General features: G+C 61.2%; 13 protein-coding genes. 10 read left to right on the top strand and 3 right to left on the bottom strand.

Annotated features, from left to right (window positions below; translation table 11 throughout):
* Window positions 1-81: 81 nt before the first annotated feature.
* Window positions 82-909: a flagellin N-terminal helical domain-containing protein gene (locus ABEA02_RS02655; RefSeq protein ID WP_345531272.1), complete on the top strand. Its 828-nt coding sequence runs from the start codon at window positions 82-84 to the stop codon at window positions 907-909.
* Window positions 910-937: 28 nt separating this feature from the next.
* Here the strand turns inward: ABEA02_RS02655 and ABEA02_RS02650 are convergent, their stop codons facing one another.
* Window positions 938-1324 carry a hypothetical protein gene (locus tag ABEA02_RS02650; RefSeq protein WP_345531271.1) on the bottom strand — a complete coding sequence of 129 codons (387 nt, stop codon included), beginning with the start codon at window positions 1322-1324 and terminating at the stop codon, window positions 938-940.
* 82 nt (window positions 1325-1406) lie between these two features.
* Here ABEA02_RS02650 and ABEA02_RS02645 point away from each other — a divergent pair, with 82 nt between their 5' ends.
* Window positions 1407-2240 (top strand): flagellin N-terminal helical domain-containing protein, encoded by an 834-nt coding sequence (locus ABEA02_RS02645; protein WP_345531270.1) that lies wholly within the window; start codon window positions 1407-1409, stop codon window positions 2238-2240.
* A gap of 72 nt (window positions 2241-2312) precedes the next feature.
* Here ABEA02_RS02645 and ABEA02_RS02640 read toward each other — a convergent pair whose 3' ends face one another.
* Entirely contained in the window at window positions 2313-2984 is a 672-nt protein-coding gene (locus ABEA02_RS02640; protein ID WP_345531269.1) for a GntR family transcriptional regulator, read from the bottom strand.
* A gap of 76 nt (window positions 2985-3060) precedes the next feature.
* Here ABEA02_RS02640 and uxuA point away from each other — a divergent pair, with 76 nt between their 5' ends.
* The 5 genes from uxuA to ABEA02_RS02615 all read left to right on the top strand — a co-directional run bounded on the left by uxuA (window position 3061) and on the right by ABEA02_RS02615 (window position 8234).
* Window positions 3061-4122 carry a mannonate dehydratase gene (uxuA, locus tag ABEA02_RS02635; RefSeq protein ID WP_345531268.1) on the top strand — a complete coding sequence of 354 codons (1062 nt, stop codon included), beginning with the start codon at window positions 3061-3063 and terminating at the stop codon, window positions 4120-4122.
* The gene (locus tag ABEA02_RS02630) at window positions 4119-4958 is read left to right on the top strand and encodes an SDR family oxidoreductase (protein ID WP_345531267.1); all 840 of its coding nucleotides are present in this window, start codon (window positions 4119-4121) and stop codon (window positions 4956-4958) included. Before uxuA ends, ABEA02_RS02630 begins: the two co-directional genes overlap by 4 nt.
* A 37-nt stretch (window positions 4959-4995) precedes the next feature.
* Window positions 4996-6399 (top strand): glucuronate isomerase, encoded by a 1404-nt coding sequence (uxaC, locus tag ABEA02_RS02625; RefSeq protein WP_345531266.1) that lies wholly within the window; start codon window positions 4996-4998, stop codon window positions 6397-6399.
* A 222-nt stretch (window positions 6400-6621) separates the two neighbouring features.
* Window positions 6622-6957 carry a helix-turn-helix domain-containing protein gene (locus tag ABEA02_RS02620; RefSeq protein WP_345531265.1) on the top strand — a complete coding sequence of 112 codons (336 nt, stop codon included), beginning with the start codon at window positions 6622-6624 and terminating at the stop codon, window positions 6955-6957.
* On the top strand, window positions 6957-8234 hold the full coding sequence (locus ABEA02_RS02615) for a type II toxin-antitoxin system HipA family toxin (protein WP_345531264.1): 1278 nt from the start codon (window positions 6957-6959) through the stop codon (window positions 8232-8234). Before ABEA02_RS02620 ends, ABEA02_RS02615 begins: the two co-directional genes overlap by 1 nt.
* 68 nt (window positions 8235-8302) lie before the next feature.
* Here the strand turns inward: ABEA02_RS02615 and ABEA02_RS02610 are convergent, their stop codons facing one another.
* A complete protein-coding gene (locus tag ABEA02_RS02610) occupies window positions 8303-8848 on the bottom strand; it encodes a DUF924 family protein (RefSeq protein ID WP_345531263.1) in 546 nt (181 codons plus the stop codon).
* A gap of 121 nt (window positions 8849-8969) precedes the next feature.
* On the opposite strand from ABEA02_RS02610, the gene trxA reads away from it, so the two are divergent.
* From trxA to pflA, 3 genes are all read left to right on the top strand, one after another.
* Window positions 8970-9347 carry a thioredoxin gene (gene trxA, locus ABEA02_RS02605; RefSeq protein WP_345531262.1) on the top strand — a complete coding sequence of 126 codons (378 nt, stop codon included), beginning with the start codon at window positions 8970-8972 and terminating at the stop codon, window positions 9345-9347.
* Window positions 9348-9661: 314 nt separating this feature from the next.
* Entirely contained in the window at window positions 9662-11923 is a 2262-nt protein-coding gene (gene pflB, locus ABEA02_RS02600; RefSeq protein ID WP_345531260.1) for a formate C-acetyltransferase, read from the top strand.
* Between the two features lie 100 nt (window positions 11924-12023).
* Complete coding sequence (gene pflA / locus ABEA02_RS02595; protein WP_345531259.1) at window positions 12024-12860, top strand: pyruvate formate-lyase-activating protein; 837 nt, start codon at window positions 12024-12026, stop codon at window positions 12858-12860.
* Window positions 12861-12862: the final 2 nt, after the last annotated feature.

The raw sequence follows: 12862 nt of genomic DNA, 5'->3' as shown, positions 1-12862 counted from the left end.
TAGAGCTCCCATGAGTGATCTTCACTCACCCACCCCGGATAGTCTGGAGTGAGGAACGCACATATATAAAGGAGCCATATCATGGCAATGACGATCAACACCAATGTGGCTTCGTTGAACGCCCAGCGCAACCTCAATGGTTCGCAAGGCGCACTGGCCACCTCCCTGCAACGCCTGTCTTCGGGCCTGCGCATCAACACAGCCAAGGATGACGCTGCGGGTCTGGCGATCTCCGAACGCATCCAGGCTCAGGTCAAGGGTTTCAACGTGGCCATCCGCAATGCCAGCGACTCCATTTCGCTGATGCAGGTGGCCGACGGTGGCGCAGCCCAGATCTCGGACAACATCCAGCGCATGCGCGAACTGGCTGTGCAAGCAGCCAACGGCACGCTGAACTCCGGCGACCGTGACAATCTCTCCGTGGAATTCCGCGCCCTGTCCGCTGAAGTCTCGCGTCTGGGTGAAGCGACCAAATACAACAACGTCAACCTGCTCAATAGCGGCTCGACCCTGACCTTCCAGGTTGGCGCCGGTACGACGACCAACGACCAGATCACCGTCAGCACGGTCGATATTCGCTCTTCGACTCTGGCCATCGACTCCGGCTCCATCTTCATCTCGACCGCCTCGCAGGCTCTGGCTGCCATCACCAACCTCGATTGCTCGATCAACACGATCACCACGACCCGTGCGCGCTTCGGTGCCGCACTGAATCGCACCGAGGCCGTCATTTCGTCCTTGCAGATCGCCGTCGAGAACCAGTCGGCTGCCCGTGGTCGCGTGGTCGATGCCGACTTCGCGACGGAAACCGCGTCGCTCTCGCGAGCGCAGATCCTGCAACAGGCGGGTACCGCCATGCTTGCACAGGCCAACAGCCTGCCGCAGCAAGTGCTCAGTCTGCTGCGCTGATAGTTTCAAGGCTGTCGCAAGACAGCTCTCACAACAAATGCCACAGGGCCACAAGCCCTGTGGCATTTGCTTTTAAGTGCTTGTGTACATACAGCAGGCGAGGGATTGCGCTCGCAAGCACACGACCACAGGGCCGCGTTGTCAGCCCCGCCCTCCAGCCATCTTCTTCAACGCAATCCCTTGCCAACTGCAAGCACGCCCAGGTGCCGGCAAAAACTGCCGCAGCGGCGAGCTCACTTGCCGCTTCGCCAATTTTTTTGCCAGTCACGCACGTCATATCCGCCTGAAACCGTGGAAACACGGGAAAAAGCGCGGCATTTTTCCTCCATTCAAAAACTGGCCCGCTCTTTGCTGAATGGGTAGTGCGCCGACCACGGATCTGCCTAACGGCAATCCTGACCTCAGTCAGATCCAATGGTGAATGCCGTTGGCATTCGTCTGACAACAGGACCTCGCCGTCGGCATTTCGTTAATTGCATTCATGGAGGAATGTAAAAATGGCAATGACAATCAACACCAATGTGCCGTCGCTCAATGCGCAGCGCAACCTCACCACTACCAAGGACTCTCTTTCCACTTCGCTGCAGCGTCTTTCATCCGGCCTGCGTATCAACACTGCAAAGGATGATGCCGCCGGTCTCGCCATCTCGGAGCGTATCAACTCCCAGATTCGCGGCTTCAACGTGGCCATGCGCAACGCGAACGACTCGATCTCGCTGATGCAGGTGGCAGATGGTGGCGCTTCGCAGATCTCGGACAATCTGCAGCGCATGCGCGAGCTGGCTGTGCAAGCCGCCAACGGCACCATGAACTCCGGTGACCGCGACAATCTGGCGGTGGAGTTCCGTGCGCTATCGAGTGAAGTCGGTCGTCTGGCGCAATCAACACGCTTCAACAACGTGAATCTGCTCAACAGCGCAGCGGCCACCTTCACCTTCCAGGTCGGTGCAGGCACCACGACGAACGATCAGATCACGGTCAGCACGGTTGACCTCCGCTCCTCAACGCTCGCAGTCGATACGACGTCGATCTTCATCTCGACAGCTTCGCAAGCGCTCGATGCCATCACCAATCTCGACTCGGCCATCAACACCATCACGACGGCTCGCGCCGGGTATGGTGCCGCGATGAACCGTACCCAGGCCGTGATCTCCGCTTTGCAGATCGCGTCCGAGAACCAGTCTGCTGCGCGCGGGCGCATCGTCGATGCCGACTTTGCGATGGAAACCGCGAACCTGTCGCGCTCCCAGATCCTTCAGCAGGCAGGCACGGCCATGCTCGCCCAGGCCAATGCTCTGCCGCAGCAAGTGCTGCAACTGCTGCAAGGTTAAGACGGTAGCTCCATCTACTGTCGGCGCCGGGGCAGTCTCGCACTGCTCCGGCGTTTTCACATTGGGCACGCCCTAAAGCTCAAACGCGTCAGGGAAACGCTGCGCCAGCGCCGACAGCGATTGCAGGATTTCCTGCTGATGGTGATGCATCGCCTTTTCTGCGGCGATCGGATCACCGGCCTCGATGGCATCCACGATGGCCGTATGCTGCTCGACCAGGCGTGACAACGGCGTCGCCGCGTCGTAACTGAGGTAGCGCACGCGATCCATCTGCGCCTTGATCTGATCGATCACACGCCAGGCATGCTCGCGCCCCGTCGCCAAAGCGATGGTCTGGTGAAACTGTTCGTCCAGGGCGAGGAACGCCGCGTTGTCGCCCCCCTTCACCTTCCTCTGCTGAGCCAGGATGCTGCGCAGCGACTTCACCAATGCCGGGTCACGCTGCTCCGCCGCCTCACGCACCACCGCAATCTCGATGGCCTCGCGTACAAAACGCACGTCCTGAACGTCGCGAATCGAGATTTTGACGACGAAGGTGCCGCGCTGCGGGAGTACCGCAACAAGACGTTCCTGTGCCAAACGAATGAAGGCCTCGCGCACTGGCTGACGGCTGACGCTGTAACGCGCCGCAATGTCCGTTTCGGACAATGCTTCGCCCGGCCGCAACTCGCCACGCACGATAGCCTCGCGCAGCAGGTTATGCAGTTGCACGCCTATCGATTTGCCGGTTTCGATTGAACCCATGGGGGAAGCGCCTATTGCCTTGGACGACTTGATTGCTATACTACCATACAAGTTAGACCACACTCAGGAGACACCCATGAAGATGAGTTTCCGCTGGTACGGCGAAAGCGATCCCGTCAAGCTCGAATACATCCGCCAGATTCCTGGTGTCCAACACATCGTTTCGGCGATCTACGACGTGCCGGTCGGCGAAGTCTGGCCGCTGGATAAGCTGCAGGCGCTGCGTGACCGTATCGAAGGCGCAGGCCTCAAGTTCGAGGTCGTCGAAAGCATCCCGGTGCATGAGGACATCAAGCTCGGCAAACCAACGCGTGATCGCCTGATCGCCAACTTCCAGCAGAACATCCGCAACTGCGCCGCAGTGGGCGTCAAAGTCGTCTGCTACAACTTCATGCCCGTGTTCGACTGGACGCGTACCGAAATGGCACGTGAATTGCCCGACGGCTCCTACACGCTGGCGTTCGACGCCGAACAGGTTGCCGCCATCGACCCCGAGCAAGGCATCTCCCTGCCTGGCTGGGACGCCAGCTACAAGCCCGATGAGCTCAAGAAGGTGCTCGACGAGTACCAGGCCATTGGCGAAGAGCAGCTGTGGGCCCATCTCGAATACTTCCTGCACGCCATCATTCCCGTCGCTGAAGAAGCCGGTGTGCGCATGGGCATGCATCCGGATGATCCGCCGCGTCCCATCTTCGGCCTGCCGCGTATCGTGAAGAATCGCGACGACCTCATGCGCCTCGTGAAGATGGTCGACTCACCCGCCAACGGCATCACGCTTTGTTCAGGCTCCCTCGGCGCCGACCTCTGCAACAACATCGAGTCGCTGGTGCACGAGTTCGGCGGCATGGGCCGCATTCCCTTCGGTCACCTGCGTAATGTGGCGGTCGAAGAAGACGGCACCTTCTACGAATCTGCCCACCTTTCATGCGAGGGTTCTCTTGATATGGCGCGCATCCTGCGCGCATATCATGATGTACATTTCGACGGCTATGTCCGCCCTGACCACGGGCGCATGATCTGGGGAGAAACCGGCAAACCCGGTTACGGCCTCTACGATCGCGCGCTGGGCGCCGTCTACCTGAATGGTTTGTGGGAAGCCATCACCAAGTTCGTTCCGGAACAGAAAGCCACTGCATGAGTCTGCCGTTTGATATTGATCTGAAGAACAAGGTAGTTGTGGTGACCGGTGGTGCCGGTGTGCTGGGTGCCGCAATGTGTCGCGCGCTGGCCGAATGTGGCGCCAAAATCGTCATCATTGGTCGTGATCTGGCAAAGGCCGAGGCACTGGCGGAATCCATCAACGCGACGGGCGGCTTCGCCCAGGGCATGTCCTGCAACGTGCTCGACCGTGCTGCGCTTGAAACTGCAGCAGCCCACATCGCCAGCACGCTGGGCCCCTGCGACATCCTCATCAACGGTGCCGGGGGCAACCATCCCAAGGGCGTGACCGATCAGGAATATCTCGACGCAGCCGGCGAAGGCTCGAACTTCTTCGACCTTGACATGGAAGGCTTCAAGTTCGTCTTCGATCTCAACCTCATGGGCACCCTGCTGCCCAGCCAGGTCTTTGCGAAGCAGATGCTTGGCCGCACGGGCTGCAGCATCATCAACATCTCGTCGATGAGCGCGCTCAAGCCGCTCACCAAGGTTGCAGCCTATAGCGGCGCCAAGGCCGCGGTGAGCAACTTCACGCAATGGCTTGCGGTGCATCTCGCACAGTCCGGCATTCGCGTCAACGCACTGGCGCCAGGTTTCTTCATCACCGAGCAGAACCACAAGCTCATGCTCAAGGAAGATGGCAGCTACACGCCGCGCGCCCAGAAAGTCATCGCCCAGACGCCCATGCGCCGCTTCGGCGAAGCATCCGAGCTTATCGGTGCGCTGCTGTGGCTGTGCGAACCCAAGGCATCTGGTTTCGTCACCGGTTCGATCATCGCCGTCGATGGCGGCTTCTCGGCTTACGCCGGGGTCTAAACTCATTCCATAAACCCGCAGCGCACACGGAGCACTCATGGCCAAGGCATTCATGGACGAGCACTTCCTGCTCGAAACCCCTACCGCACAAAAGCTCTATCACGAGTTCGCAGCGCCCCAGCCCATCATCGACTACCACTGCCACCTGCCGCCGCAGGAAGTGGCCGAGAACAAGCAGTTCCGCAACATCACCGAGATCTGGCTGGGTGGCGACCACTACAAGTGGCGCTTCATGCGCTCATCGGGCGTGGCCGAGAACTTCGTCACCGGCGACGCACCCGATATCGAGAAATTCCGGAAGTTCTGCGCTGTGCTCCCGATGGGCATCGGCAATCCGCTCTACCACTGGAGCCACCTGGAGCTGCAACGCTACTTCGGCACCAGGACCCTGGTCAGCGCCGCCACGGCCGATGAGCTGTGGGAAGTCTGCAATGCGCAAATCAGCAAGCCGGAACTGTCTGCACGAGGCCTCATGACCCGCAGCAACGTGCGTGTCGTCTGTACCACCGACGACCCCGTCGATGACCTCGCGCACCACAAAGCCACCGCAGCGGACACAACCTTCAAGTCGAAGATGCTGCCGACCTTCCGCCCCGACAAATCCTTCAACATCGACCGCGCAGGCTTTCAGGACTACATCCGCAAGCTGGCCACAGTCTCCGGTGTCGCGATCAACAACTTCGGTGACCTGACCAAGGCACTCAATGCTCGCCTGGACTACTTTGCCGCCCACGGCTGCAAGCTCTCCGACCACGCCATCGACATCGCCTTCTTTTCGCCAGCTTCCGACGCCGAACTGTCGACCATCCTCGCGCGCGCCATGGACAACCAGGCCATCAGCAAGGACGATGCCGACAAGTTCAAGACCGCCGTCATGCTGTTCCTTGGCCGCCAGTACGCCACGCGTGGCTGGGCCATGCAGCTGCACATCGGTGCGCAGCGCAACAACAACACACGCATGTTCAACAAGCTCGGTCCGGACACTGGCTGGGACTCGATCAGCGACGACCTCATCTCGGCCAAGATCTCGGCCTTCCTGAACGCGCTCGACAGCGACGATCTGCTGCCCAAGACCGTGCTCTACAACCTCAACCCCATGCACAACGAAGTGCTGGCCACGATGCTGGGCAATTTCCAGGACGGCAAGGTCGTCGGCAAGATGCAGTTCGGCTCCGGCTGGTGGTTCCTCGACCAGAAGGACGGCATGACGCGCCAGCTCACCGCGCTCTCACAGCTCGGCAACCTCGGCGCCTTCGTCGGCATGCTCACGGATTCGCGCAGCTTCCTGTCCTACACGCGTCACGAGTATTTCCGCCGCATCCTGTGCAACCTGCTCGGTGGCTGGGTTGAGAACGGCGAGTACCCGCAGGACTACGCGCTGCTCAAGAAGATCGTCGAAGACATCTGCTACAACAACGCGGATCGCTACTTCGGGCTCTGACCCGCTCCAGCTCGGACCGCAACGCCAGCCCTCGGGCTGGCGTTTTTCATGCCCGTGCCGGCCGTCTCTGAGTACAGAGCACTGGAATTCCTAAAAATAGTAGTTATGTCTTTTAACTGAATTCAAGCCAATAAAAGCCATTTTTGAGAACCTTGATACACATAAATATAAAGACTATAGTTCAATCCATTACATCGATATTGGTACATAAAAAACTCTTTTATGACTATCTTGGAATCAAGATCTACGGAAGAGTGGATCACTGCCCTGGGTGAGATGTTCCGCCGCCTGCGCGTTGATGCACGCCTCACGCAAGACGAACTCGCCAGCGCCGCCCAGTTGAGCCTGGGCGCCATCAAGGGGCTGGAGAACGGCAGTGGCTCAAGCCTGCATACCGTCATCGCCGTCGCACGCGCGCTGGGGCAGGAGTCCTGGCTTGCGGCCCTGGCCCCCCCGGTGCAGGTCAGCCCGCTCGCCATGCTCAAGGCCAGCGCCCGCGAGGGCGTGCCCCGCCGCGTACGCAAGCCCGCCTCCCTCAAGACAGTCAAGGCGCCCTGATGTACCAACCCGTCAATGTCGTCCAGGTCCACATCTGGGGCCAGCTCGTTGGTGCCGTCGCAGCCGACCCTGCATCGGGTGCCTACGTCTTCGAATACGACAGCCGCTGGCAACAGCGTGGCATCGAGCTCGCCCCCATCCACATGCCGCTCGCCCGTCGCCTGCACGTCTTCCCGCAGCTGCCGGCACTCACGTACAAGCGCCTGCCCGCCATGCTCGCCGACGCCCTGCCCGACACCTTCGGCAACGCCCTCATCGACGCCGCCCTGGCCCGCGAGGGCGTCGCGCAAAGCGCCATCACCCCGCTCGACCGCCTCGCCTATGTCGGACCGCGCGGCATGGGCGCACTCGAATTCAAACCCGCCCGCGGCCCGCGCACGCGCAAGCCCACCGCCATCGAACTCGCCGACCTCGTCACCGGCGCCCGCGCCGCCCTCGCCGGCCGCCTCTCCAGCGACCACGAGGCAGCGGCCGCCATCCACAACCTCATCCAGGTCGGCATCTCTGCCGGCGGCGCGCGCGCCAAGGCCGTCATCGCCTGGAATCCCGCCACGCAGGAAATCCGCTCCGGCCAGCTCCCCGCCGACGAGGGCTTCGAGTACTGGCTGCTCAAGCTCGACGGCGTCGGCCACGACCTGCACCTCGGCAGTGGGCAGGACTACGGCCGCATCGAATACGCCTACCACCTCATGGCCGTCGACGCCGGCATCGCCATGACCGAATGCCGCCTGCTCGAAGAGAACGGCCGCGCTCACTTCATGACCCGCCGCTTCGACCGCGACGGCCAGCGCAAGCACCACCTGCAATCGCTCTGCGCCATGAGTCACCTCGACTACAACCAGCGCGCCACGCACGACTACAACCAGCTCTTCCTCACCTGCCAGGCCCTGCAGCTCGACAGCACGGCGATGCAGGAAGCCTACCGCCGCATGGTCTTCAACGTCGCCACCGCCAACAACGACGACCACACCAAGAACTTCGGCTTCCTCCTGCGCGAAGGCGGCCCCTGGCAACTCGCCCCCGCCTACGACATCACCCACGCCCACAGCCCCACCAGCGAATGGACGCACCAGCACCTCATGTCGGTGAACGGCAAGTTCCGCGACATCGAGCGCAGTGATCTTCTGCTGGTGGCGGACCGTTTCAAGATTCCCGGCGCAAAGCGCATCATCGAGCAGATCAATGACGTCACGGCTGGTTGGCTTGCATACGCCAGCAAAGCCGCCATCAGCCCGGCGGAGCAGGCCCGGGTCGGGGCTGACATCAGGGAACTCTGATTCATGACGCAGAAAACAGAAACGCCAGCCTCAAGCGGGCTGGCGTTTGTCATTGCGCGCATTGAAGCCTAGAAAGAAGAGCCCGGCTGCTTCAGAAACTCCAATTCATCCGCCGTACTCTCCCTTCCCAGAATCGCATTGCGATGCGGGTAGCGCCCAAAGCGATCAATGATGGCTTTGTGCTTCAGCTCGAATTCGTAGTTGCCCGCTGGCGCACGCTCGCCAAACAAGCGTTCTGCAACGGCGTGGATGCGTTGCGACTCGCTGTGCATATACGGCATATAGAGGAAGAAGCGCTCATCTTCGGGCAATTCAAGATCAGCACATGCAGCCACAGCTTCCTGTGCCAGCACCAGCGCCAGCGGGTCTGCCGCAAACGCCGCTGGCGTACCGCGATGCATGTTGCGCGAGAACTGATCCAGCACAATGATCTCGGCAAGCCTTCCCCTTGCTTCACTTCGCCAGGAAAACAGCTCGGCCTGCAGCGCGGCGCAGTGGAGGCTGCTGAAACGATCGGCAATCAGCGCATCGAAGGCGGAATCGACTCGCCACCATTGCGCGGGCGTAATCTCGTTGAACCAGAACCGCAGAACATCGGTGTAGCTGGGCAGCATGCAGACCTCAGTGTGGCAAAGCTGCGCGGATCATACTCCGCGCCTGATCAGGCCTGCCCCATGGACGCCCTGCACCGCAGCAGGGACAATGGGTCTCCCCCAACAAAGCACCGAGACCATTATGGCCACCATCGAAATCACCGAAGAGAACTTCAACACAACGGTTGAAACCAACCCCATCGTGATCCTGGATTTCTGGGCCGAGTGGTGTGGCCCTTGCCGTGGCTTTGCACCGGTGTTCGAAGCCGCTTCCGACAAGCACACGGACGTCGTATTCGGCAAGATCGACACCGAAGCACAACGCGACCTCGCTGGCGCGTTTGACATCCGCTCCATTCCCACCCTGATGGTGATACGCGACGGAATCATGGTATTCCGCGAATCCGGCGCCCTACCTGCTGGCGCGCTTGAACAGCTGATCACGCAGATCAAAGGACTGGACATGGACGAAGTGCGCGCACAGATCAAGGCTGCAGAAGCCGCCGGCAACGAGCCCTGAACTCGCACCGGCAAGCACCATCGATGGGTGCGACTTTCTGCCCGGGAGGCCCGACCGGCGCGCTTCCCGGCACGATTACACCCCAGGCGACCAAGCCTCTGCTGCCCCGCACCAACAGCCAAACTTATGCCGCAATCACACAAGCTAATGCATTGATTTCTAAAGAACAAACAGGCGCCACTTGAGCCAGATCAAGGCCACAAAAGCTGCCATGTCCATACTTGAAACCAAGCGAGGTGCTTCATTCCAAAAGAGCGAACCGCCTCCGCGCCCAACCCGGGCGCATCCTGTTCAAGCATCAGACGGAGACAATCATGGCAGAACGCGACACCCCCCGACTTGATCAAGCGCTGGCCCACGCATGGCGCGGTTTCACCGCTGGCCAATGGCAACAGGCCATTGACGTACGTGACTTCATCCAGACGAACGTCACTTCGTACCTCGGCGACGACACCTTCCTCGCTACGGCCACACCGCGCACCACCGCACTGTGGGCCAAACTCAGCGAACTGTTTGCGAAGGAACGCGAAAAGGGCGTGCTTGACGTCTCGCAGATCCCCTCCTCCATCACTGCGCATGACGCTGGCTACATCGACCGCGACAACGAAGTCATCGTCGGCCTGCAGACCGAAGCCCCGCTGAAGCGCGCGATCTTCCCGAACGGCGGCTGGCGCATGGTTGAAGGTGGCCTGAAGGCCTTCGGTTTCCCGGTCGACGAAAAGGTACGTGACGTCTTCACCAAGTACCGCAAGACGCATAACGAAGGCGTGTTCGATGCCTACACCGCCGACGTGCTCAAGGCCCGCCGCTCGCACATTGTCACCGGCCTGCCTGATGCCTATGGCCGCGGCCGCATCATCGGCGACTACCGCCGCGTGGCCCTCTACGGTGTCGACCAGCTCATCGCCGCCAAGAAAGCAGAAAAAGCCAGCATTGACGGCGCTCACTCGACCGACGAGATCATCCGCGACCGCGAAGAACTCTCGGAGCAACTGAAGGCCCTGAACGAACTCAAGGAGATGGCTGCCAAGTACGGCTTCGACATCGCCAAGCCCGCCACCACCGCCAAGGAAGCCGTGCAGTGGCTCTACTTCGGCTATCTCGCAGCAGTGAAGGAGCAGAACGGCGCCGCCATGTCGCTGGGCCGCACCTCGACCTTCCTCGACGCCTACTTCGAGCGTGACCTTGCCGAAGGCACGATCACCGAAACGCAAGCGCAGGAAATCATCGACGACTTCGTCATCAAGCTGCGCATCGTGCGCTTCCTGCGCACGCCGGAATACGACGCCCTGTTCTCCGGCGACCCGACCTGGGTCACCGAGTCGCTCGGTGGCGTGTCGGAAGACGGCCGCGCGCTGGTCACCAAGACCAGCTTCCGCTACCTGCAGACGCTCTACAACCTCGGCCCGGCACCGGAGCCCAACATGACGGTCTTCTGGACGCCCAAGCTGCCCGAGGGTTTCAAGAAGTTCTGCGCCAAGGTCTCCATCGACACCAGCTCGATCCAGTACGAATCTGACGAACTGATGCGTCCGGCCTGGGGCGACGACACGGCGATTGCCTGCTGTGTGTCGGCCATGCGGGTCGGCAAGCAGATGCAGCTCTTCGGTGCGCGCGTCAATCTGGCCAAGTGCATGCTCTACGCCATCAACGGGGGGCGCGATGAAATCACCGGCGACCAGATCATGCCCGCCTTCGAGCCCGTGCAAGGTGACGTGCTTGAGCTCGATGCCGTGTTGAAGAACTACGACGTCGCCATGGACTGGCTGGCCCGCACGTATGTGAATGCCATGAACGTCATCCACTACATGCACGACAAGTACGCCTACGAGCGTATCGAGATGGCCCTGCACGACTACAACCCGCTGCGCACCATGGCATTCGGCATCGCAGGCCTGTCGGTGGTCGCTGATTCCTTGTCGGCCATCAAGTACGGCAAGGTGAAGGTCGTGCGTGACGAAACCGGCCTCGTCACCGACTACATTACGGAAGGTGACTTCCCCAAGTTCGGCAACAACGACGACCGCGTCGACCAGTTCGCCACCTGGCTTGCCGAAACCTTCATGAACAAGCTGCGTACGCACAAGACCTATCGCGATGCCCTGCACACGCAGTCCGTGCTGACCATCACCTCCAACGTGGTGTACGGCAAGAGCACCGGCAACACACCGGACGGCCGCCGCCTCGGTGAACCCTTCGCACCCGGCGCCAACCCCATGCACGGCCGCGACAAGCTCGGCTTTGTGGCCAGCGCGATGTCGGTTGCCAAGATCCCGTACGAGCACTGCCAGGATGGCATCTCGATGACCTCGAGCATCGTACCCAGTGGCCTCGGTGCCACGCGTGACGATCAGGTCAGCAACCTGGCCCGTTCGCTCGACGGCTTCTTCGGCATCACCGGCTTCCACGTCAATATCAACGTGCTCAACCGCGACATGCTGATGGACGCCATGCAGAACCCGGAGAAGTATCCGCAGCTCACCATCCGGGTCTCGGGCTACGCGGTGAACTTCATCAAGCTCACCAGGGAGCAGCAACTCGACGTCATCAACCGCACCTTCCACGGCGAGGTGTGAGCGGCAGGCGGGGGGCACACCCCGCCACCGCCAGAGCGCCGTGGGCGAACAGGCCCCGGCGCTTCCGCAGTCCCACAATAAAGCGCGTCACCCCGACACCATGAACACCCCTACGCCACCAGGTCTCAAAGGCAGTCGCTTCGAACTGCGCCAGGTCGATCATCCCAAGCTCGACGATGACGACGTCTACCGCCTCTCTCGCGAAGGTCGCTGGGGCTTCATCCACTCCGAAGAGGCGGGCTCTGCCGTAGACGGCCCCGGCATGCGCGTCGTGTTCTGGACCACCGGCTGCGAATTCCGCTGCACTTACTGTCACAACCCCGACACCTGGAAGATGAAGAACGGCCAGCTCACCTGCGTCGACGACGTACTCGACGAGCTGCGCAAGTACGGCGACTTCCTGCGCATCGCTGGTGGCGGCGTCACCATCTCGGGCGGCGAGCCACTGGTGCAGGACCGCTTCGTCATGAACATCATCCGTGGCGCCAACGCCATGCAGCTGCACACCGCGCTGGATACCAACGGCTTTCTTGGCGACCGACTCAGTGACGCCGAGCTCGACGAAATCGACCTTTTCCTGCTCGACATCAAGAGCTGGGATCCGGCCACGCACCAACGCGTCACCGGTCAGCCCGTTGAGCCAGTGCTGGCCTTCGCACGCCGCCTCGCCGCGCGCAAGCGCCCGATGTGGATCCGCTTTGTACTCGTGCCGGGTCAGACCGACGATCCGGCCAACATCGCAGGCGTCGCGCAGTTCGCAGCAAGCCTCGGCAACGTCGAGCGCGCCGAAGTCCTGCCGTTTCATCAGCTAGGCAAATTCAAGTGGGAACAGATGGGCATGAAGTACGAGCTGGCTGACACGCCAACGCCGGACGCCACCCTGGTGGAGCAAGCACGCAATCACTTCCGCCAAGCCGGACTGAACTGCCCAGGCTGAGC

Source organism: Viridibacterium curvum (genome assembly GCF_039544165.1).
GTDB classification, from domain to species: domain Bacteria; phylum Pseudomonadota; class Gammaproteobacteria; order Burkholderiales; family Rhodocyclaceae; genus Viridibacterium; species Viridibacterium curvum.
Note: the sequence above shows the minus strand (reverse complement) of the source record. Positions and strands in the feature narration are given on the sequence as shown.

Coding starts and splice junctions, on each gene's coding strand:
- ABEA02_RS02645 (WP_345531270.1), top strand. CDS start 1,407: ATGGCAATGACAATCAACACCAATGTGCCGTCGCTCAATGCGCAGCGC.
- ABEA02_RS02630 (WP_345531267.1), top strand. CDS start 4,119: ATGAGTCTGCCGTTTGATATTGATCTGAAGAACAAGGTAGTTGTGGTG.
- trxA (WP_345531262.1), top strand. CDS start 8,970: ATGGCCACCATCGAAATCACCGAAGAGAACTTCAACACAACGGTTGAA.
- ABEA02_RS02610 (WP_345531263.1), bottom strand. CDS start 8,848: ATGCTGCCCAGCTACACCGATGTTCTGCGGTTCTGGTTCAACGAGATT.
- uxaC (WP_345531266.1), top strand. CDS start 4,996: ATGGCCAAGGCATTCATGGACGAGCACTTCCTGCTCGAAACCCCTACC.
- ABEA02_RS02655 (WP_345531272.1), top strand. CDS start 82: ATGGCAATGACGATCAACACCAATGTGGCTTCGTTGAACGCCCAGCGC.
- pflB (WP_345531260.1), top strand. CDS start 9,662: ATGGCAGAACGCGACACCCCCCGACTTGATCAAGCGCTGGCCCACGCA.
- ABEA02_RS02620 (WP_345531265.1), top strand. CDS start 6,622: ATGACTATCTTGGAATCAAGATCTACGGAAGAGTGGATCACTGCCCTG.
- uxuA (WP_345531268.1), top strand. CDS start 3,061: ATGAAGATGAGTTTCCGCTGGTACGGCGAAAGCGATCCCGTCAAGCTC.
- pflA (WP_345531259.1), top strand. CDS start 12,024: ATGAACACCCCTACGCCACCAGGTCTCAAAGGCAGTCGCTTCGAACTG.
- ABEA02_RS02640 (WP_345531269.1), bottom strand. CDS start 2,984: ATGGGTTCAATCGAAACCGGCAAATCGATAGGCGTGCAACTGCATAAC.
- ABEA02_RS02615 (WP_345531264.1), top strand. CDS start 6,957: ATGTACCAACCCGTCAATGTCGTCCAGGTCCACATCTGGGGCCAGCTC.